This window comes from Agrobacterium sp. LAD9 (assembly GCF_003031125.1).
In the GTDB taxonomy this organism is placed as follows: Bacteria; Pseudomonadota; Alphaproteobacteria; order Rhizobiales; family Rhizobiaceae; genus Agrobacterium; species Agrobacterium radiobacter.
Genome location: NZ_PHGS01000030.1, coordinates 1 through 22,603 on the forward strand (window position 1 = coordinate 1; position 22,603 = coordinate 22,603).

Annotated in this window: 12 protein-coding genes and 1 pseudogene; 5 read left to right on the top strand and 8 right to left on the bottom strand. The window is 55.9% G+C overall.

The genetic code is table 11. The features are described 5' to 3' along the window. Both DA915_RS27030 and DA915_RS27035 read left to right on the top strand, forming a co-directional pair. On the top strand, positions 1-579 hold a 579-nt coding region (locus DA915_RS27030), incomplete at its 5' end, for an ABC transporter ATP-binding protein (RefSeq protein WP_153064599.1). Continuing rightward, positions 576-2,045, top strand: coding sequence for an HlyD family type I secretion periplasmic adaptor subunit (locus DA915_RS27035; RefSeq protein ID WP_107677836.1), 1,470 nt, complete (start codon positions 576-578; stop codon positions 2,043-2,045). The genes DA915_RS27030 and DA915_RS27035, both read left to right, overlap by 4 nt. A gap of 285 nt (positions 2,046-2,330) precedes the next feature. Here the strand turns inward: DA915_RS27035 and DA915_RS27040 are convergent, their stop codons facing one another. The 3 genes from DA915_RS27040 to DA915_RS27050 are packed head-to-tail and all read right to left on the bottom strand — an operon-like array spanning position 2,331 to position 9,004. Further along, a complete protein-coding gene (locus DA915_RS27040) occupies positions 2,331-3,971 on the bottom strand; it encodes a pre-toxin TG domain-containing protein (protein ID WP_107677837.1) in 1,641 nt (546 codons plus the stop codon). 12 nt (positions 3,972-3,983) lie between these two features. After that, positions 3,984-5,420, bottom strand: a complete 1,437-nt coding sequence (locus DA915_RS27045; protein ID WP_107677838.1) for a hypothetical protein — start codon at positions 5,418-5,420, stop codon at positions 3,984-3,986. Continuing rightward, positions 5,417-9,004: an ankyrin repeat domain-containing protein gene (locus DA915_RS27050; protein ID WP_153064600.1), complete on the bottom strand. Its 3,588-nt coding sequence runs from the start codon at positions 9,002-9,004 to the stop codon at positions 5,417-5,419. The genes DA915_RS27045 and DA915_RS27050 overlap by 4 nt, the downstream gene beginning before the upstream one ends. 423 nt (positions 9,005-9,427) lie before the next feature. Here DA915_RS27050 and DA915_RS27055 point away from each other — a divergent pair, with 423 nt between their 5' ends. After that, complete coding sequence (locus DA915_RS27055; protein WP_244600795.1) at positions 9,428-12,868, top strand: AAA domain-containing protein; 3,441 nt, start codon at positions 9,428-9,430, stop codon at positions 12,866-12,868. A gap of 28 nt (positions 12,869-12,896) precedes the next feature. Here DA915_RS27055 and DA915_RS27060 read toward each other — a convergent pair whose 3' ends face one another. After that, entirely contained in the window at positions 12,897-14,117 is a 1,221-nt protein-coding gene (locus DA915_RS27060) for a hypothetical protein (RefSeq protein ID WP_153064601.1), read from the bottom strand. 572 nt (positions 14,118-14,689) lie between these two features. Here DA915_RS27060 and DA915_RS27065 point away from each other — a divergent pair. Further along, positions 14,690-15,259 carry a hypothetical protein gene (locus tag DA915_RS27065; RefSeq protein ID WP_107677841.1) on the top strand — a complete coding sequence of 190 codons (570 nt, stop codon included), beginning with the start codon at positions 14,690-14,692 and terminating at the stop codon, positions 15,257-15,259. Positions 15,260-15,357: 98 nt separating this feature from the next. On the opposite strand, the gene DA915_RS27070 is transcribed toward DA915_RS27065, so the two are convergent. From DA915_RS27070 to DA915_RS27080, 3 genes are read right to left on the bottom strand one after another with little or no spacing between them, the layout of a single operon-like run. Then, positions 15,358-16,242 carry a hypothetical protein gene (locus tag DA915_RS27070; protein WP_107677842.1) on the bottom strand — a complete coding sequence of 295 codons (885 nt, stop codon included), beginning with the start codon at positions 16,240-16,242 and terminating at the stop codon, positions 15,358-15,360. A gap of 2 nt (positions 16,243-16,244) precedes the next feature. After that, entirely contained in the window at positions 16,245-17,483 is a 1,239-nt protein-coding gene (locus tag DA915_RS27075) for a hypothetical protein (RefSeq protein ID WP_107677843.1), read from the bottom strand. A gap of 46 nt (positions 17,484-17,529) precedes the next feature. Continuing rightward, positions 17,530-17,910 carry a DUF2513 domain-containing protein gene (locus DA915_RS27080; RefSeq protein ID WP_107677844.1) on the bottom strand — a complete coding sequence of 127 codons (381 nt, stop codon included), beginning with the start codon at positions 17,908-17,910 and terminating at the stop codon, positions 17,530-17,532. A 40-nt stretch (positions 17,911-17,950) separates the two neighbouring features. Between DA915_RS27080 and DA915_RS27085 the strand changes: the two genes are divergently transcribed. Then, positions 17,951-22,012: an NACHT domain-containing NTPase gene (locus DA915_RS27085; RefSeq protein WP_153064602.1), complete on the top strand. Its 4,062-nt coding sequence runs from the start codon at positions 17,951-17,953 to the stop codon at positions 22,010-22,012. 141 nt (positions 22,013-22,153) lie between these two features. On the opposite strand, the pseudogene DA915_RS29355 reads toward DA915_RS27085, so the two are convergent. Next, positions 22,154-22,397, bottom strand: a pseudogene (locus DA915_RS29355) (IS630 family transposase); the annotation flags it as partial. Positions 22,398-22,603 lie beyond the last annotated feature (206 nt).

The window sequence follows — 22,603 nt, forward strand, 5'->3', positions numbered from 1 at the left end:
TATCTGCCCTCCAGCGGCCAGGTCATGGTCGACGGTCAGGACATCGCCCATGTCAACCCGGCCTGGCTGCGCTCCAATATCGGCGTCGTGCTTCAGGAAAACATGCTGTTCAACCGCACGATCCACGAAAACATCAGTATCGCCAATCCTGCCATGTCTCGCGCGGCCGTCATCAATCTCGCCCGACTGTCAGGCGCAGATGAATTCGTTGCCAAGCTTCCGAAGGGATACGACACCGTCATTGAAGAGCGCGGTGCAAACCTCTCCGGCGGCCAGCGGCAACGGCTGGCAATTGCCCGGGCGTTGTCCGTCAATCCGCCCATTCTCATTCTTGACGAAGCAACCAGCGCTCTCGACTATGAGAGTGAGAGACTGATCCTCGCAAACATGCGTCACATTGTTCAGGGCCGCACAGTGTTGATCATCGCCCACCGCCTTGCGACCATCCGGAGCTGTAATCGCATCATCGGCATGGCTGATGGCAGGATCGTCGAAGAAGGCAGCCACGAAGATCTGCTGGCCCGCGATGGCGGCCTCTACAAGCATCTATGGGATTTGCAGATGGGGTCGAGCAAATGAGAGGAAAGACGCGACCTGTACCAACCGGGGCAACAAACACAAAGGTCAGCGCCGATTATAGCGACTTTCTCCCTGCCGCCCTTGAAATTATCGAAAAGCCCGCATCCCCGATCCGTTATGCGCTTATCTGGTTCGTTTGTATCGTCGCGGCCTCCACATTGATCTGGAGCTTTATTGGCAGGATCGATGTGGTTGCGACCGCACAGGGAAAAGTTCAGCCCTCGGGTCGGGTCAAGGTCGTTCAGTCGACGATCTCTGGTCGCGTGGTTTCGGCACCTTTTGCCAACGGCACGGAGGTCAAGGCAGGCGATCTTCTTGTGAAACTCGATGACATCGAACTCAAGGCGGAAGACGCTCGCCTGCGGACGACGATCGAGGCCTTGCAGGCTGAGCACGTTCGACGGATGACGGAACTTGAGACCGTCGAAAACCACGACTGGAACGCAGGTCCCGATATTGCCGTCGATATAGCCCCTGATTTTGCGGCGAATACGCAAGTAACCATTCGCTTGCGCGAAACGGCGATCCTGAGGGCGAACCTCCTACAACTCAAGGAGACGATGAGAAACCTCGCCGCCCAGACGCAATTGCAGTCGGCATCGATTGACCGACTGGAATCCATGTCACGCGCGCAGGCCAACCTGATCACCACGCTGACGGAGCGTGTCTCGATGCGATCTGGCCTTCTCGAGCGCGCCGCCGGCAGGAAATCAGATGTCCTCGATGCCACACAGGCTTTGCGGGAAGAAGAGGCAACCTTGTCGACCTACGCAGGACAGTTGCTCGAAGCTCAGGCAAGTCTCGCCGTTGCAAAGACCGAAAAGAACAAGGTTTTGTCGACATTCGTTGCCGACAATATCCAGAAGTCAGGTGATCTCGCCCGGCAGATGGACGAAGCACAACAGGAGCTGGTGAAGGCCGAAAAACGGCTCGCTGCCACCGCGATTTATGCTCCATCCGACGGCGTCATCCAGGCTTCCTCGATCACCACGACCGGACAGGTCGTGTCGGCGGAGACCGAAATCATGCGCATCATTCCTGCCAATCTGCCTCTTGAAATCGAGGTGTTTTTCGCAAACCAGGATGTCGGCTTCGTCAAGTCAGGCCAGCCGGCGGTCATCAAGGTCGAAACATTCCCGTTCACCCGTTATGGCGTTCTCACGGGGACGGTGAAGACCGTGGCACGGGACGCCATCCCCAATCCCGACGCACAGGCGATGGAGGAACAGGCCGCCCCGCAGTTCAGGAGCGTTGTGCCGGGCGGGAATGTGCAGCGGTTGCAAAACCTTGTTTACCCGGCAACGATTGCTCTCGATACGACAGAGATAAACGTCGATGGGGTCATGCGCCCGCTTTCACCTGGCATGGCGGTGTCAGTCGAAATAAAAACCGGAACCCGGCGGATCATTGACTATTTCTGGTCGCCAGTCGCGCGGGTGGCGTCTGAGGCAGTGCAAGAGCGATAGCCTCGACTGCTGTGACGCTAAAGCTAAGAGCGTTTCACTATCAAGTTTAGTGCTCTTGAGCGGATCTGAACCAACGACACTGTTATTCAAGAGTTCCCTCAGAGTGAGATCCCTAAGCTCTCCAAGAACTTGGCTTGATGGTCTGACTGATTTGGGGCTGAGAGCATACTGTCCGCTTATCAGATCCAAATTGCGATAGCGGCCATTGTCGGCAAATCTGGAGAGTGCAGCTTCCGACCTCAATACGGACGGCAACCAAGTTTTTTCCGGCGTTTCAAGGATTTTTCAGTCTAGACGGATGTCCTTATAACGCTTCTCACCCTTGTAGCGGCCTTCCGAGATGGTCTCGCCGATAATTTCCGCATTCGTCTTGGGCATATGCATGACTGTGGTGACGACGCCCGTTTCAATGTTCACAGCGACACCCACTCGGCCCTCCGCTTTGAGTTCATTGCCGACCGCCACATAGGTGCCCCGCTCGCGGTTCCAGAATGGTTTGTGATTGTCGAGCGATTTTCGGATATCGTCGGTGCTGATATGACGCGATCCCATCCGCTCCAGGGCATGCTCGCTGACCCGTAACGTGTCCAGCGTGTCCGCATCTGCTGTCCGGGCAAACTCGTAGATTTCATCCCATTTGTCTGTCGGGATGTTCGGAAGCTTCTCGATTACTCGGAAAACCTGGAGGCCATTGTTGCCGACGCCGGCGCTGACCACCCCGATCAGTGCTGACACACGGTCGAAGGTGCTCAACGTTTCCCCGGTGAAAAGGTCCCGGCCGGTTACCAGTTCGTAGACGTCCCGTCCCCAATCCACACCAGGAATAAAACGTGTCGCGATGTCGAGGGTTCCGAGCGCCATCTCAAGCCAGGCTTGCGCCTGTGGGAGGTCGCCGGCTATAAAACTTTCTTGCGAACGACCAAGAAGACCGTCTGCTACGTCGAGGATGGCTCCCCGGCGCCCGGCATAAGGGGCACCAGCGTCGAGTGTATTACGCAAGGCGGTCGCTGTCGTACGATAATAGTCTTGATCCAGCCGGAAGTTGCGCGCGACGTTGAGTAATGCATTTTCCGGGAGATTCTGGATGTTACTGAGGGGCTCGCGTGCAATCGTGCCATCAGGTTTGACAACAGAAATCTCAGCGCGCGCAAGCCGACCGGTCGCTGCAAATCGCAAGGAAGCGGAGTCGCGAAGCAGTTCACGGGTGATCGGAATGCTTGCGCCTCCCGCCGCTTGTCCGGCCCGTACTGCTTCGGACACCAGAGCGCGAGACAGTTCCAACGCTCTCGTGTCGCCACTGAGTTCCTGCTCCGCTTTCCAGCCTTCCCGCATCGCCTCACGCTCAATGTCGCTGGAACCGGCACCGAATGCAGTCTCCACAGCGGTGATTCCGATGATCTCGGGCAGCAAGGGTGGCAATTCGCTCCGGGGTAGCTGTGGCAAGCTCATGTCTGCACCACCGACAGCACGCACGAGATCGGCAACCGCGGCCAGATCCGTAGCACTTGTTGCAAAATCTCTGAGATGCTGATCGACCCGTGCTAGAAGGGGCCCAGCTTTGGCGCGAAACTCCAGTTCCACGATGCCGTCGTTTTGTTGATCCTTTAGCGTTTCTGCAACGGTCCGATTGAGAGCACCTGAATTCGACGCCAACCACACCGGCAGCGCGGTGCGAGCGTCGGTTACACGTTTGCTTGCGTCTCGGATACGGCGATCAATGTTTGCGCTTGCTGCATCAACCTCGGTCGAGAGGCGTCTGCTGTCTTGTGCGAAACCGGCATCGTTGGCGCCCCCATGGATGTCCCTGCGGGGATCGCCGCTATCGTTGAATCCGCCTCCGTAACGTGCGCCTCCTCCTCCACAGGCGTAGACAGAGCCTTGACGTGCAAGAACGCAGTAACTCACGCCAGGAGACGCCGCGAACATCGCGGCGTCTCTTCACCAGTCGGTTCGCTTTGTCTTCGAACCCGTTTGGCGAAGGGCCATGGACGAGATCTTCTGCGTCATCTCTTCGAACTCTCGAGGAATTTCAGGAACCTTTGAAGCCGCTAGAATTTTGGCAGTGTTTACCGCTGCGCGAGCGCTGGCCACTCCGCAAGTGCGCCCCGCTCCAGTTGGGCCTTCTGCTGTAATTTCGGCTGCGGCGGTCGTGGCCAAGAGATCGCTGTTGTCGAGTAGCGCGTGTAATGGAACGAACGCCGCCTGGGCGCGAAATGCCTCGAACTGCGCGCGCGAAAAGCGGACTATGTCGCGCTGGTCCTCTTCGGCCTTTATTCCTTCGGTGTCGAGGCAACTTGTGAGCACCGATACACGACCGCGCGCGATCGCCGCATTGATATTTCCGATACCGGCGGCGGCTTCGGCGATCGCGACCTGCCCGCGGATTTCTGCAGGATCGAGCCCGGCTTCAAGGTCAGTCCGGATGCTTTCGATCTTGGCGCTGGTCAGCACGGCCTCGGCGGCACCAGCCCTTGCTGCATTCGCCTCGAACAGCGTCTTCCATCGCGAGGCAAGCGCTTCGATAGCTTTGCCAACGTTTTTGCCGTTGTCTGTGAACAGCGCGATTGAGTCTTTCTCCGCGGTCTGGAAAGCTGCCCATTGCTCCGGTTCGGTTATCAGCTTTGAAGGCAGAAGCTGTGCGGCATCGCGAAGCCTGTCGCGCTGCTCGTCCCATTTTCTCCGGCATGTTTCATCGACCACGGCACCGCCTATAATGAGTACAGCACCGGCCGCAATGGCATAGGGGTCGCCAGTCTTTATGAGAGCGACGCCAACGGTGGATGTCATGCCAGCGGTGGTATTCGCGTGCCCGCTTTGCGGATTGCCGTCGTTGTCGAATGTCACCTCGATGTAGACACCGTAACGGCCCCCAAGGCTCTTGGCGCTGGACTCTCCCAATTCGCGGACGGACGCGATTAACGTTTCGCGGCCGACCGCAGCAAGGCCATCGCGGCGAAAGCTCTCAAGACTGGTCGGTGCAAGGAGCGATGCGTTTTGCTGCTCGACTGACTGAAGCCAGGCCGCAAGTTGGTACAGTTTTGTAAGAAGGCGTTCGGAAAGCTGTTCGCGTTCAACTGCCAGAGCCACATCGGCACGCTTTGACGTATCAAGCGCCAGAATCTGCTGCGCTATCGTATCAAGATCGGCTTCCATTTCGGCCAGACGCGTATGAAGCCGCTCATAGCCGACAATCCGATAGTTGAAAGTCCGTCCAATGTAATCCGTCCTGGAAAGCTCGCGTGACTGACGTTCGACGTCATTTTTCACCCAGTTCAGAGCCTTGTCGCCGAAATCCGGCGAGCACCCCTCGGCTCGCGCGAAACTCGCCCAGGCGATTATCATGGCAAACGACAGCGTGGACCAGAATTTGTTCATCGTGTTGGATCCGGAAGACCAAAGGCTTGGCGAGTAATTTTTCCAGTGCCGTCTGTACCGTCTACGATGACGACATCGCGACCGTCCACACGTTGGAGGATTGCGGTACGCTCCTCGTTCGACAGAGCAGAGGCGAGGTCGGACGAGGGTACATATTGCCGGTATTCCAGGACGAGCGCCTGGTAGAGTTCGATGAGCAGGTCAGCGTCGGTGAATAAGGTGTTACGCAGGGCGTTCACCGCGACACCGCTTGCTTCAGCGCTGGCTCGCAACGCGACGAGTTCAGCTCTGATTGCAAGCAGGCTCGGCCTGTCGCCCGTGTTGGGATTGGCTAGCACTCGGTCAATCTGCACAATCAGTACGTCGATTTGCTGAGGCGTGTAGGTGGCCTGTGCCATGACCGCGTTCTGGATCTGTCTGACCTGAAGATCGAGATTTGCGACCACGCGTGCTTGCTGTCTGAGCAGTTCCAGAACAACTGCCGGATAGTTTGATAGGTAGGCTTCGTTCGACAGCGCGGAGATAGTGGTGGCAATAGTCTTGTTTGTCGCACGTTCGGCGTCGTTCGCAGGCTGGTCCTTGCGTTGTTGAAGCAAACGCAGGATCCGTGCGTAATGATCCATGCGATTGCGCGTCGAGGGCTCAACTGAAAGAGGCGTCACGTCCTCACCGGCAAAGCGCGTGATCTCGATCCATAGAGAAAAAACACGAGCTCTCACCTGCTCCATTTCGACGGTGATCGGGCCAATGCTGCGATCCAGAACAATTTCTTCACCCGGGCCGACCACGCCACTCGCGCCTTGTGCCTGTACATAGCGCAACGTTGCTGTCGGCAACTGCTCAAAGCCCATGTCCGTGGCCATGCTGAGCCCTGTAGGTTCATTTGGATTGCGGATCTTAACCCCCGGTGAGCATGCTGGCGCATCGAAGGAGAACGTGCAGCCGTTGATGCTTGTCTTTCCGGTAATCAGAAAGGTGATCTCGCCGAAATCGAGATGAGATGGTCCCCCGAGGCTCCCCAGATCAATATCAGTGGAGGGATGAATCGACCCCAAATTGCGCTGGACGAGCCCGAACTCGGTCTCCAGTGCTTTGTCGGACCTTACGGATTCGATCAGATCGCTCAACCGGGACGTATTGCCTTGCATGGGAATGCCGTTGCCACAGGTCGTTCGTGACGCCGTGCAATTAAGGTTCCAGACGAAATCGTCGATAGCAGGTGACTGCTTGTCCGCGTAGGCGGAGCGAGCGGCGAGCAGCGCCGAATGGCTTCTGTCGGCTGGAATGTCGATGATGGTGCCGGTAAGAAGGCGAACCGCGAAAGCGCTGGCGATCGCCGGTTCTCCAGCATAGTCGAGATCTGATCTTTGCCATGAAATGCGCGGGGTTACTGAAATGGTAGCGCCCGCCCGCAGAAGGATGCGTGCTGCGGTCCAGTCGTGAAGTTGCAGGGCCAATCCAAGCGGTGTGCGTGACAGATTATCAAGGCTTTCACGCTGAACCGGATCGGTCGAGAGGCGGCGCAATTTAACCAAATCTCTGTCGCGGACGGCACGATGGATGCCTTGGGCGGTGCTGCCCGCTTTCGCAATCGCTGTGTTGAGCGCTGTTGCGGTGGCGGGTTTTGCGTTTGCCCGTTCGACCACCGTGCGTCCACTCCTGTCTCTAGTTCCGATTACGAAGCCCGCGTCTATCAAGGCTGTGATGGAAGCTTGCTGTTGCTCCCCTAAAAGGGATTCCGAACCCTTGAGGTCAGTGGCGATGACGCGATGCAGCACCGTTTGACCCGAACGATCCTGACCCGACAAATTGGGGCCTTTACTTGCGAGCAGTGCGACGTTCTTGGGTCTACCCCTGAGGATGGCCGTCTGGAGCGCTTCGTTGTTTGGATCAGCGGCCAGAGATAGACCACGTGCCAGAGCCAGACCAAGCCCGATCTCGGACGACCCCCCCGCCAAGTTCTGCAGCAGCGAGTTTTGTTCGAACTCGCCCTCCGGTAACTCGATATTCTGCTCCAAAAGAGCGATTGAAAGATCGGGAACTCGGTCGTAGGCCCGTGCAGCCTCGAGCAGTAGGTTTGAGGAAAGAAGCCGTGGGCGGGTCGAAGGCAGCAGCATGCGCAACAAGTTTGCGTTTTCTTGCCGGATAGCCTGTGTAACGTCATCGTCGGTCGCTTTTGCACCATTGTCCAGCAGTGCAATCACGAGTTCACGGTCGCCGCCTCGACCGAAGTTGCTGGCAAGAATGGTTTCACCCCGATGGTTGACGCTATCGAGCGCAAGCCCGGCCGCCGTGAGCGTGCGCACAGTTTCAAGGTGCGAAGGGTGGATGGGGCGGTCGCGCATAGAGCCCCAAGCACCCTGGCTGCTCGCGATCATGCCATGGAGCGCGGTATTCCCGTCCGTATCCGTGAATTGCGGGCTGGCGCCGCGACTCAGCAGCAATTCCACCACCTTGGTGGCACCTTCATGTGCGGCGGCGCGAAGGGAAAACTGGCCCTGACCGTCAAGGCGATCAGGTGCCGCGCCCTTGGCCAGCAGGGAGGCGACTAGGCTCGACTGCGCTGCTCTTGCCGCGCAGACCATCGGGCTTTCTTCCTTTTGGGCGAAAAGGTCTGGATCGGCGCCGGCATCCAGAAGACGCTGGGCGATGTCGAAATATCTCGAAGAGCATGCCGCGACCAGCGCATGTTTACCATCGGTGTCTTCGGCATTAGGCATGACGCCTTCACCGAGAAGCATATCCAATCCAGCAAGATTGCCGGCGCGGGCGGCTCCTACCAACTGGATCTCCTTTTCCCTCTTCTCGGTCCATCCAGATGGAAGGCCCGCACCTTTGGTCGCGAGGACCCGAGCCAACAGGATATCGCCATTTCGCGAAGAGAACTCACGTGCAGTTCCGGCGGGATGACCGATCGAAGGAGCTTCAAGATCATACCCCGCCGCCAGGAGTTCTGACAAAAGATCGAAGATCGGGTCTCTGTCATTTGGCGCGTACGTGGTGGCCAGTGCCATGGACCAATCGGCCAGAGCGTCTGGAACCGATTTATCACCAGTCAAAATCTGCCGAACGAGCCACCCGCGTACCGATGCTGAGATTTCTGCTGGCATGCGCATCGGCAGTATGGCGATGAGTGGCAACCGCTCACCCTGTTGATGATCCATGCGCGCAAGCATGGTTCGGGCTACTTCCACCTGGTTGAAGTAAATTGCGAAGAAAAGATCTTCCGGATTTGGCGCTGCGCCCACTTCCAGGAGAGCCTTTGTGACCGTCGGGCAACCGCAAAGCGTGGAGAGCGACAACGCACTTCTCACATCCAGATCATTGCCGCTGACGATGGCAATCGTACCGGTCTCGGTATTGATGCCTGCGTTGGGGTTCGCGCCCTTGCTCACTAGAGTCGCGATCTCCTCAGTCTTGCCGCTCGCGACTGCATGCATCAATTGCAACGTAGGGTCATCTGCCGTCCGGGCTGCGCCAGCAATCAAGCCGAAAACTGCCATTGTACAGAGAAACCATAACAGTTGGCAGCGGCGCATCGCTCGACGTCCAATGCCGTCGGCATGACTGTTGAATGCCGTCATCTCCCCTCGACGCAGCATGCACCTCGCCCCCGTAGCTCCACCACGCCCTGACAGGTCTCCCAACGGCCAGCATCCACCGATGGAAACATCCCGGAACAGTGTACCATGGTCTAGCGTCTTTTCCAGTCACCAAGGCAGGTTTGCACCCCAAGCTGGACATTCAGCCCGCATCAGCCGAGCGGCCGCTTTTAGGAAATCTCGCAGTCCGCCTGAACAACCGGATGGATAGCGTTCAGCAATCCATCCGTCACTCTGAAAGAACATTCTCTTGCGTTCTTGATGAGGGGAAGCCGTTTTCCGCTTGGTCAGCCAGCTTTTGGCGAGCATAACACAAAGTGTTAACGCGTAAATTGCAAAGGTGCGCACTACGACTACGCGGCTGGGCTCCAGCGAGAACAAAGTGCATCTGCTTGAGGCAACAATATGAAAGCCAATCTGTCCGTTCTGAAATACTGGCGCGCCGCAGTGGCCGACAGTGCATCACGGGATGCTTGCCTGACAACGAAGGCAAGCAAAGAGTTTCAGACGGTCTCGTCCGAGGAAGCACGAACCGGACGACTGTCTCAGGAAACGATCGACGCACTTTTCAAAGATAAACCGGACACCCTCAAGCAGGTCGAAGTGCTGTACAGGCCACTGCACGTTCGCAGGATGCTTGATCGTGGGGCAGGCAAAAACGACGGATTGCCAGCTGAGGTTGCCCCTATTCTGACTGACGCATTGGTCGATCGTGAAGGCCGCCTCGTACCCGGCCACACCCGGATCGCCCGCGATGTCCTTGATCCTCTTCTTGGTGGTGGATTTTCCATCGGAAACATGCGCGACTTCGATCGCTTTCTTACCATGAAGCCATTTGAGGCCAATCCTGCGGACCCCGCCATGTGGTCCGCATACCAGGTCTACTGGAAAAAGATGATGGAAGAGGTTGGAGCAGACTGGCCCCACGGTGATAAAGAATACACCACTATCGGCTCCGGTCTGATCTGCCTGGCAACCAATACCTCACAGACCGTTCGCCAGATTCTCACGCTAAGCGATACTCTGATCAAAGAACGGCCGGACGCACCTTTGCTCGCCAATTTTGCAAGGACTAAAATCCGGGAGATTGAGCCCACCATCAGCCTGCCATTTTTTCTTCGCGATCGGCAGGGTCACTCCAATCAAACCTTCCCGGTCACCGACCAGCAAAGAGAAGTACTGGCGCATCTTGCTAAAGCCGGAACTGGTGAAATCCTTGCGGTGAACGGACCTCCCGGAACCGGAAAGACGACCATGTTGCTGTCGGCAATTGCAGGAGAGTGGATAAAGGCAGCACTTGCCGGTGGTAATCCGCCGCTCATCATCGCTGCATCAACCAACAATCAGGCTGTCACCAACATCATTGATGCATTCGCGAAAGATTTTGCGAAAGGAGACGGAGTTTTTGCAGGGCGATGGCTGCCGGAGTTCTTCAGTTTTGGCTTTTTTCTTGCATCCTTCTCAAAAGAAAATGAGGCAACGCAAAAGTACCAGACCGATACATTTTTCAGGCAGAGAGAAACGGCTCCATTCCTCGCAAAAGCAAGGATTGCTTATCTAAACGCCGCAAAACTCGCATTTCCGCACTTGAAACAACCGACTGTTGAAACAGTGGTCAAGCAGCTACGCGCAACCATCGAGCATTATAGCCGGAAGCTCTTCGACGCTGATGAAACCTGGCGCAATCTTGTAAATGCACGCGCCAAGATCCGCCAAACGCTAGGTGTCGATCCCGAAAATGCCATTCAGCGGCTATTGGCAGCGAAGGTAGAGAGCGAAACGATTGCGGCGGCGGCAAGCGAATTGTTAAAGCTCTGGGATATTTGGCTGGCCAAAGAACCATGGCTCACCTCCGCGCTCAGCTTCCTTCCTTTTGTTGCGCAAAAGCGCGTTATCCGCGCCAGAGTTTTCTTGCGCGAATTGGGCGTTGACGGGACTTTGCTCGACGAGACACGGCTTGAACGCATCGAAGCAAATCTCAAAACCTTCGTCACCAATAAGCAGAACGCGGCGCGTCAAGCTGCTGAAACCTGTCACCAGTCGCAACGTGAGCTAAAGAATTTGCGGGACCACATCAGTGCGTTCCAGGCAATATATAGTGGTATCGGCGGCAAGAAAGCAGATCCTGATATTCTGGACTTCGACCGCCACGCCGATGTGACCATCCGCTTTTTGATGTTTCTACTGGCGACGCATTACTGGGAGGGACGCTGGCTTCTTGAATTGGAAAAGATCCTTCCCGCGCTGGAGAAGGTCCGCAAGGATAAAAGAGGTGAAAGCGACCGCGATATGGTTGAGGCCCTTTGGCGGATGCGCATGATGATCACACCCTGCGCGGTTTCGACATTTGCCACCCTGCCCGGCAAGATGACTTGTCGTGACAAGGTTGGACGCAGCTACCAGACTGAATATCTCTACAACTACATCGATCTTCTGATTGTCGATGAGGCGGGACAGGTACTGCCCGAAATTGCCGGTCCGTCGTTCTCCTTGGCCAAGAGGGCGTTGATCATTGGAGATACGCAGCAGATCGAACCGATCACATCGCTGACCGCCACTGTCGACGCAGGCAATCTGGCCGAGGCAGGACTGATACCCCATGGGCGCGCGGGAGAAGCGCTGGAGAACCTCGAAGCCGTTGGCATAACGTCAAGAACCGGCAGCGTGATGCGCCTGGCTCAATCATCCTGCCGTTTCCATCCCTACGAAAACCTCGAACGCGGACTTTATCTGTTCGAACATCGCCGTTGCTACGACGACATTATTCGGTTTTGCAATGAGCTTTGTTACCAGGGAACGCTTCAGCCAAAACGTGGTCCATCCGCCGATATGGATATTCCTCCGATGGGCTATCTGCATGTCGATGGCATTGCTGAGGCAGCCGGCGGCAGCCGCTACAACCTGCTCGAAGCACGCATGATTGGCGCATGGATAAGAGCCAATGCCGAAAGTCTGGAGAAACGCTACAAAAAGCCGTTAGGTGACATTATTGGCGTGGTAACGCCCTTCGGCCGGCAGGTTTCTGAAGTCCGTGCCGCCTGCCGGGAGTTTGGGATCGACGTAAGCAAGGAAACCGGAATCACAGTCGGAACCGTCCATGCCCTTCAGGGCGCCGAGCGGCAGATCGTTATTTTTTCCCCGGTCTATACGAAACATGCGGACGGCGGATTTATCGACCAGTCTCCCAGTATGTTGAATGTCGCCGTGTCACGCGCCAAGGACGCGTTCCTCGTTTTTGGCGACATGGATGTGTTTGCGGCCGCGGCACCAGCTACGCCCCGCTCACTTCTCGCCCGCTTTCTGTTTGAGCGTCCCGAAAACGAGATCGTGTTTGAGCAACAAGCTCGCGTCGATCTTTCCAAGGGTTCGTTTGCGGTTGAGATGCTGCGGGACTCCGCTGAGCATGACGCTTTTATGCTTCGCGCGCTGTCAGAGGCAAAACAGCGCGTCGCGATTGTGTCGCCATGGATCAAAATCGCAACGATGGAGCAAGTCGGCCTGATCCCCGCTATCCGCGCGGCTCAAGCGCGCGGCGTTCAGATGAGCGTCTATGCGGATCCGGTTCTTACCCGGGGGAAAGCCAGCAACGCAGATTTATTCGAAGAGGCAGACAATCTTCTCTCCGGTTTCGGAATTGCCCTTCGTCCCGTAGAACAATTGCACAGCAAACTGCTTTGGGTCGATGATGCACTCCTTGCGGTCGGATCCTTCAACTGGTGCAGCGCCCATCGATCGGGCGACTATGCTCGTCATGAAACCTCCATCGTTTATCGCGGACCCCATCTGGCAAGCGAAATAGCGACTTTGGAAAGCAGCCTCAAAAATAGGGTAAACCCAGTTTCATAGCTGGCCGCCAGCCAGAAATCGCCAATATTCACGCCACCTTACGTTGACCTCGAATTCTCAGCTTAGCCGCATCAATCAGCTTTCCGCGACGTATCACGGTTTCGTTTTTCGCCGCAGCAAGTGCCGTTTCTCGATCTTCATGGCCATTTTCTCCAACGATCGAAATCAAAGAGAAAGAACCTGGTATCTGCTGCTTGGCAATCCGGAGGGCACCACGAGCCGCCGCGGCCCAAGCACATGCCGCGCCCGCCGACGTAGCCCGCACCTTGATGTCTTCCTTCGACGAGTTTCCATCTCTGAAGGTCACTTCCCACTCAGTTCCTTGCCCTGTCCAACCAGAATCAAGAAATTCACGTCGAAGTGCGAGCTGGAGTGACAGGGCACGGGAGGCGTTCCATTCATTTTCCGGATTTACAAAGAAATTAGGCAAATCAAATCCGATATGAAGCGCAGGTTCGGGACTAAGAGCTGTAAAATGACTGTTTGCTCCCGCTACCACACGTGTCCGAAACAGCATGATAAACGTCCAGTCGATCGGAGCTATCATCGGCGCAGGCCCCAAGGCGCGTATCCGTGTGTCCAGCAAAAAAAATGCGCTGTGAGCCGCATTTGCGTATTGAACAGCTTGCTCCAAAGCCTCTCCAGCCAAGGGTGCATTCTCCGGAAAACCGCGTGCAACCCATTCTATGATATCTTCCGGAACTGTCACTCGGCGACCGTGGAACTGTTGGCGGCCCATCACAAGGTTCTCTATTCGCACATGCGTCAGCCCTTCGTCTCGCGATGTCCCCAACGAATACAACGGCCTCGCGGCAGCGTCGAACGCGCGCACCAGTACCATCGACTTCTCAAGCCACGCATCGTCTTCTTCGGTCAAACGCAGTCCGAGTCTTTCGACAGTCTGGGCTGCACTGCCAGCAGCTTCGCCAGTCGGTGCCAAGGCCCTGATTAAGGTATCAGCTCCCCATTCATCGACGGCAAATTCTTCAACAAGAAGCGCAGTCTGAAATTGTTTGCGCAATGTAACCGATTTAGGTGGCAACATCTGATCCGGAACGCCACGCTCTGGGCTAGTCCTCGTAATGTGCACGAGCTCGGACCAGTTGTCGTAGCCCATCAATCGGGCAACAAGCTCTTGCGCCCGAGACAATTTTATCGTGAAGCCCATGAGTCCCGCGATCTCAATAAGCTTTTTTGCCTTCTTCTTGGCGAGGGAATCGTTGAGCAGGCGATAGGCGTGCAAATGCATGGCTTCCTCCAAATGTTGAAAGGACAGATCCCGACGGAAGTGGATACAGTCCAAATGGGTTAGCAATGGCAGGAAGCCTTCGTCGAATCGACAGGACGTTGCTGCGTCCCCACCTAAGAGGTAGTCCATCGTTTGAAAGTTCTCAAGTTCTTTTGTCGAACCAGAGAGACGTACAGGAATTCGTTTCGGAAATTATTACTCTCTGGATAAACACGGAATTCTAGACAACCAGTTGTCGAAGACAGCGGCCTGTGAAGGGTGTCGCTTCTTCTTGTTGAAGATGGAGTACTGGCGGACGACCCGGATTGCTGATGGGACTCAAGCACGGCGGGCGGTATGATCGTACCTTCGAACTGCCCGCCAATCTCACTCAGCCAATACCTTCCCCCCGGTCGCTAGCAAGATAAGTTCACAGGCGCTCGCAAGCACGGTGCTGTGACATTTAATTACCCGCGAGGTCTGAAGAAGCTTTGAAGTAGCCACAATATTGTCCGGGGAGTCTATCTCCGTTTCTATTCGTTTCACAACGTCGTACTCTTCGATTCAGAGAGAGATTCGAACGAGGCTGAAGAATGAGCGCCAGAGACACCCAGAAGGCGAACACGCCTAGGCAGTCACCGATACCGGCCGTCATTGAGTTCAGACCCCGCGAACCGATCAAGGTGATTGATTTGCCTGGCTTCATTGAAGCCGAGAATAAATTTTTGCTCTACCGGTCGGCGCATGGTGAACTATCCGCAGATCTGGCCAGTTACCTTGACGAACTCTCGAAAAACACATTTGGAATTACCGAGGACGACACTAAATATCGATACCCTGATGAATATTACGGATACCCAGTTTTAGATCCACGCCGCGTGGAACATGAAGGCAACCACAACTGGAATGAATCCTGCTACGAAACGTCACGCATGAATGCAGACGATGCTGCTAACTACATGCTTGAGCGTGGGTTTGATTTTCGCCAGGACGATGGCCGCACTATGCTCGTCACCAAGCATTTCTGCAGGCAGGCCGAGCATGCCGCAAATGGTTGGCCACGCAGCAAAATACCGGAAGCTGCATCTACCAAGCTCGAAAAGCTGGAACAGAATCTGGCAAGACAAAGTCGCGAATTTCGTGCAAAAAAGCTACGCAAATAATCCAGGCGGTATTTATCCGCGCAGCATTATTAACAAATGCTCGACTACTGCTTTGCGAGTTGGCCATCACTGACGAACAACCGAGTTCCACAAGAGATTCAGTTGTCTTCGCGCCGATAATATTTTCGCTCCGGTAGCGTCGAGAACTTCACCGGGGGGCGCTTGTTACCACCGACATCCAGCCAACGGCGTTGTCGGATGCGGGCGGTCGTCAATTTTAACCCCATTAGGTGCGCAACAGCCATCGGCGAAAGCCCTTGATCGAACAAACGATAACACACTTCTTGTCCTCGTCTGGTCAGCCGACCATCGTCATACTGGTTTGCCGGATGACGTGGATCCGTATCTCTATTTTCGATGACGACGGACCGTATCTCCGCGTTCAAAATATCGATCTGTTGCTGTCTCGCCTTCCATTGCTCAGCAATCTTCCGGTGGAGCAGTTTGATCTCTCTGAGGAAAACTTGCTCGGCGCTATGGAACTGAAGCCTGTCAAAGCTCAGAGTGCCGATGAAATGGTGTGTTCTCTGCCGCTCTCCCAGCAATTTCAGAAAATGCTGCAGCCGTTCGACTGCCTCATAATCGTAACGGGCGAAACGTTCAGGCATGAATGCCAAAGATCGACGGACGGAACGTTCCATCGTGATGTCGGCGACAAGCTCATGGATATCGTGGCCTACAGTGTTGCGGTAGTCGATAAGGCTCCTGATTTCAGCGCTCTCTTCAACCGACAGTGCGCCGTCAGCCTGGAGCGCGTCCAGACACTTTCCGACCGGGTTCTTTGTTCCTTTCGGAACGCGTTCTGGCCGCCCTGTCAGAGCCAGAAATCTATCAGTCCCCTGAATGAGCGACAGCACCTTTGCTTTGAGCTGCTCGGCATAGAAAAGCACCAGCACCATCTGAGCCGACCGCAACTTCAGCAGATTCTGTTCCAGCGCTGGCAGACGTGATCCTAGAGGGTCGAGAAAGCTGGGTTTGTGCATCTTCAGCCAATGCTGTTTTGGTAGGGCACGGTGACTCGTACACCCGCCTCCTCTACAATCTTGTAGATAATGGCATCAACGATTGCCTCGCGCTCGCGATCGACATCTGTCCAAGCGAGCGTCGCTTCGTGATTGACAGCAAAGTGATAGAACGGACCGTCAAACTTTTCCGGCGACCAATGACACCGAAGTCCGGTCAATCCGAATGCGCCGATCTCGATTTTCACGTTACCGGAGCCTCCGAGGTCGTTCAGATAGACCGCATGAAAGCTCCTAAGAGCGCGAACGAGGGGCTCCCTTAGACCGGTCACATCAATGAACGTCGCTTTACGGTCGAAAAACTGGCTCGAGAGAGCCCACATTTCACCCGTTGGCATCAGCTGTGTCGCGGCGACGGCCCGCTTCCTTTCATCTGCTGGAATCCGAAAATACGACGCACCGGTCGGGTTGCGCGCGGACTGCGCGGGAGCCCAATCGGGGTCCAGCAAGGCCAAGCGCTGCATTCGAACAACCTCAAGCATTCCCGCCGAGGTGAGCGGGCTCGGCAAAGGCTCAGCCGGGAGGAAACGCAGATAGACTGCCCGATCTGAACTAAACCTCACTATCCGCATATTTGGCCCATTCGGATCTAGCTTAGCCAGATTAGTCGCACCCTCGAAATCACTGGGATGCATGCTCAATCGGTGCTTGGGTTTTACAACAGGCTGCTTGGAAACTGGACCGATAGCCAGATAGCTCACGAGCGCCTGGGTGATCGCGGTAGCAAGGGCTTTTGACACACGCACCTTCTCGTTCGCATCAGCGTCGGGTGCAAGGCTGAACTGCAGCGGGCCAGCCTTTCCTCGCAAATCGAACGGCAAATCCTCGCGGCCGCCATAGAAAGTGTTCTGCACCATGAGAATCTTGTCGTCCCCTATGGTTCCCGCTGCAAATCCAAGCTCTATCGCTACGTTCGAATTGATAACCTTTTTTTTGCCCCCACCTGCGTCGACGATTCCGATCGACGTCACATCAGCTATGAAGACCTGCGAAGCTCTGATTTTGGCAAGGATCGCGGGGGCAAGATCGGGACTGCCGCTCAAGCCTTTCCGATCGTGATCGAGATGGAGGGCCTCGCGATCAGCTTCTGCGATCTCGTTGCCTTGCTTCAATTTTTCGACTGCCGCGTCAAGCGCCTTGCGGACGAAGTGCCGCCCGCTGTCGCCAGGCGTGTCGGCTTGCCAAGACCAGAACACCTTCATCCTTTGTCGTCCCCTGCGTGGATTGCGGTAATGATCGAGGATCGCTTTAGAGTGCGATCCCAGTCCGCTCTTCAATCTGTTTTTTGAGAAAGCCCTTGGCGAGGTCTTGCAGAAGATCGAGCATAAAGCCTTTTGCGGATAGTGCACCCTCCTTCGTCTTTCTCCAGATTTCCGGATCCCTGACACTTTCGAGGAAGTCATGTCCGGACCAAGTCAGTCGAGTCGGCACAAGATGATCAAACTCGTATTGATCATCGGGCACTGCATCACCCTCTATTAGCCTGGCCTCGAGAAGTAATCGAAGATGCTCGGCAACTACTTGTGGCTCGTGATCCCCGGTTTCGATTTCAACATCGCCGCCGAAACCCTGGTCGAATTCCTCGATCTGCAAAAGAAGATCCCGAACCAAGTCCATATCGCGTTTCAAAACGGTCCTCCAAATGTTGTTGAGAAAAGAGCCGAATCGGTTGATCGACAACTGCAACAAATACTACCTTAGATACATGATCAAAACACCGTTAGACAGGCGCGTTTCTGTGGTGCGTGAGGGCGAAGCCGTCGAACTTCGCCTCAGTGAGTTGCGTGGCATGCCTTACCTCGTCTTGCTCGGCGAGCCGGGAATTGGAAAATCCACGGCACTCGAATATGAGGCGTGTCAGGAAGTTGGGGAGCTTCTGACCTGCCGCGAAGCGATGAACGGAATCCCGATTGCGACCTCCTCAACGGCGTATCTTGACGCGCTGGACGAATATCGCGCTGGGGAAAACGGCAAGGACAAACTCTTGCAACTTGCCAATGCAATCACTCAAAGCGGAGTCGCGCGTTGGCGGCTTACTTGTCGTGCGGAGGATTGGCGTGCGGCGGCTGATTTGCTCGCCATGCGGCGAGCCGCGAAAAACCAGCCAATCACAGTTGTGCACCTTCTGCCGCTGGACGATACCGAGGCGGAAATTGTCTTGTCCGGCCTTGGAGAAACTGATCCAGAGCGGTTCCTTGCGGACGCACGCGCTCGCGGGGCCGGCGCCTTCCTTGAGAACCCCTTGAGCTTGCAGCTGCTCCACTCGGCTGTCGCATCCGGCGGCGTATGGCCGAGCACGCGATTTGAGCTGTTCGACCGAGCCATTTATGTGCTTGCTCACGAGCATGACCCTGAACGCGTCACCGATCGGCGGCCGGCGGTTGATGATATTATCGATGCAGCAGGGCAGCTATCATTCTACCTGCTTGCGACTGGCGCACGCGCGCTTTGGCGCTCGAACGCACTTGCCGTTGGATCGTGTGCGGAAGACTTTTGTATTGTCCAATCGCTTCCGATTGACCCCGAGTTGGCGCGTTTTTCTCTGGATACGGCAATATTCCGCGGGGAGGGCCAGAGCTTCGAGCCGTCGCACAGAACGATCACAGAATTTCTGGCAGGCCGCTTTCTTGCGGAGCGAGTGACCGGGCAGTCGACAGGCATCCTTTTTCCTTTGAGCCGGGCAACTGCGCTCATCACCAGTAACGATCAAAAGGCACCAAGCGAGTTGCGGGGTCTTTACGCCTGGTTTGCGGCGCATCTCTCGCAAAGGTGTGACGAAAAGGCTGCATTGAGATTGATCGAACAGGACGCCGCAACGGTTCTGGCCTATGGCGACGCGGCCGCCTTTACCACCAATGGCCGCAGGGCAATCCTCATCAACCTTGACCGGGACGACCCGTTTTTCCTCTCCTCGCGGGATGCGATCACGGTATTTGGTGGCCTGGCTGGCGATGATCTCGTGCCCGACTTCTTATCAATCCTGGACAGCAAAGTCACAAGCCATTTGCAGTTGACCGTCCTCCAGGCGCTCGCCGATGGGCCGCCGTTGGCTGGAATGCTGACCAAACTGCATGACATCGCACTTTCTCCATCCCGCCCCCTTTGGCAACGTCAAAGAGCCGCTGAAGCATGGGTCAAAGGAAGCCCGGATCCCGATGCGGCAAGGCGCGCGCTGATCGCGGAACTATCGCGAACAACCAAAAGCTATGATCAGATTTCTTTGAGAGCGGAACTCCTATCGGACATCCCCACGCGTGAGCTATCCCACCAGGAAATTTCTGACCTGCTTTCAGACCTCAACGACCTGCCGCCGGCCGCAGACGGCGAGAGCGAGGAAAGCGGTAACCTCTTTTCGCTTCTTTTAAAGCTTAGGAGAGCGCCCCGCCCTGATCTCTTCGACCAGCCAATCATCCGCAAGCGGACTGAAGATCGAGGCATCAGGCTGGAAGTTCGACACTTCATGCAAGTGTCTCTGGCCGACGCGATAAACGCGAACTTAGAGATTGGTGCGAAACGACTCTGGTCTTGGATCAGGAACACACGCGACTATGAATGGGATCGGCTTGAGGAGGAGCTTGCCAAAGCGATAGCCGCCTGGATCGATGCCGACAAGGGAAAGCGCGAACTCGAGCTTTTCACTGTCCTCCTAGATAGCAGCCCCATCGAGGAAGGGCCTTGGATGGCGACCAATCACTACATCACAATTGCCCGGAGGGTTCCCGACGACAAACTCATTGAGAATCTCCTCGATCTCGCCAGCAAGACCCCAGTTGGCCCTCGACGCCGGCGATTGTACGAAGTTTCAGCCTATGCGGTTCGCGGTGATTCACAGTGGCCCCTATGGGAGGATCGCATCGTCTCGGCGCTGGAAAAGGAACAGAACTTTTCGGACTTCATCGCAGACCTGCGCACAGATCCGAACAAGCGCTGGAAGGAAAAGGAGGAAAAGCGAAAGGCGAAGGAACTCGCTGAAACCGACGCCGCCCGCGCCAACAATGTCGCTTCTCTTGAACCGACGCTCAATGCGATCGCTGCCGGCAGGGAGAGCGAGTTTGGTGCGCTGAAATGGGCGTCCGAACTCTATCGGAACGCCGTCATCTCCAAAAAAGAAGTTCCACTTGCCAAGATCGAGCACTTCACCAACGCCCGGATCGCATCCGTGATCGCAGAAGGATTCGTCCAATTCGCGATCCATACCGATATCAAAGTCGACGCCGCCGATCTCGGTAAGGCTGAAGCGACCAATGGATCCTACGTCCAGGAATATGTCGTCGCTGCAGGCCTTCACCAGGCGCTCCTCGCTGGAAGGGACGATGAAATCGGCAACTGTCCGCCGGTCATCGCAATCGTTGCTCTTCGGCAAAGCTACTTCAGCGGTGAAGAACAGCCATCGCTTGCCAGTTGGGGAGTGAAGCGCCTTACGCGCGATCCCGATTCAGGCAGGGAGCAGATTCTTCGCTATTGGAATTCGGCGCTTGACGCCGGAGACCAGGACCTTGATGCGATCCATCATCTGGCTTCGTCGCAAGAGCGGGACTTCGTTTCTGGCTTGTTGAAGCGGCTCCTTCAGGCGCGCCCGAATCTACCGCAGATGGCATTACGGCAAGCCCTGACAGCATCAGCGCGGATCTTACCGAGGATCGAGATGGGCGATCTCACCGAAAGTGCTCTCGCCGGAGAGTTGGATGCTCAAAGCAGGCAGCTGTGGGAATCCGTTGCCCTAATACTCGACCCGGAAAAGTTCGAAGCGTCCCACACGCCCGAAGAAATTCGCGCGGCGTTATTGGCTCCAGATGGCGACCTTGTAAATCGATTGCATGAAATCTGCCCGCAGCCTGATCAGCTTGACCGGCTTCGAATCTCCGCCTTGGCTGGGGTCTATCCATCGGAAGAGCGGGATTGGGCACGCCCCGATGGCCCAAGCCGCATCATCCGAGCGGCGATCGACCATCTGAGTGCATCCAGTGATCCGGATGCAGGCAAAAAACTGAAATCCCTCATCGCATCGTCTGATCAGAGCTGGCGTTCACTGCTGACGCATGCAGCGGCAGAACACGCACGTCTCATGCGCGACAACCAGTTCATTTCGCCGTCCGTCGCTCAACTGAAAGCGGCCCTCACGGGGGGGCCGCCGGCAAGCCCGGCAGATCTTGTGGCGGTCGTGCTCGAAGAGATCGAACGATATAAGAGCACCTTGAGAACCGGCACTGAAATGCCATGGAAACGCTATTGGAATACTGACCACAATGGCGCGGCCGACAAGCCACAAATTGAAAACGAGGACCGAGACCGGCTTCTCGAGCTATTTAGGGTCCGGCTTGAGCAATACGGCGTGGTGGCCTCCTTGCCCGAAGCACGTCGCGGAGAGAACACACGCGCAGACGTGCTGCTTCTCTCCCATGCTGGAAAAAACCTGCCGATCGAGGCAAAGCGCCACTACAATGCCGAACTTTGGACTGCTGCCGAAGAACAGCTTGCTGGTTACGCCGCGGATGAGGGTGCCTTTGGCTATGGTGTCTATCTCGTGTTTTGGTTTGGAGCTGAATATCGCACGCCGTCAAGACGCGACGGGAGAGAATCACCGGCTAGCGCGGAGGAATTGGAGATGATGCTACGGTCTGACCTCCCCTCGGTGTTGGAAGGGAAAATATCGGTCATCGTTTTGGACGTCTCGCGTCCGGAGGCGATCACCAAGCCCAGATTCAAACGAAGTATGAAAGCGCGCGCGTGATCTAGAGCAGATCCTGTTCAATTTGGGTCATATCCTGCGGCTCTGAAGTAGTTGGCACATTCTCCAGGGGTGAACCAGGGTAGCAGGGCGCCGACTGGTCCCATATCCGGCCGATGCTCCAATGCATGTGCGGACTTTTTTAAATGTCCAGCCGCTGCGTCGTAGCCAAGCACTAAGCGCTACGGCTTATGCGCATCTGCCGCTCCGCGCAAAGCTGCTCGACCATTTCATCGAGCGTCACGTCCTCGCGATCTTCGATCATTTCGATAACGAACGCCTCGTGTGTATCCAAGCTTGAGGATATTCGCCAACCTTGTGCTCGTGCCGTCTGCTCGCCTTCTCTGGCTCTTGCAATCCAACGGATTGCTGTCGAAACTCCCAATCCCATCGCTCAACGCTCGTGCCATCACCCACCTCTCCAAAGTGGATGTTGAATCAGCTTCGGACTGCGCCGTCACTTCACAATCGATTCATCGATCGCAGGATCTGCTCTAGCTCAATGATTGATACGAGGCACAGTAAGTGCTCACCCGCTTCGCGTGACGTCGCGAGATCCTAAACGGATAAATACTGGCATAGCCTCAAGAGCTA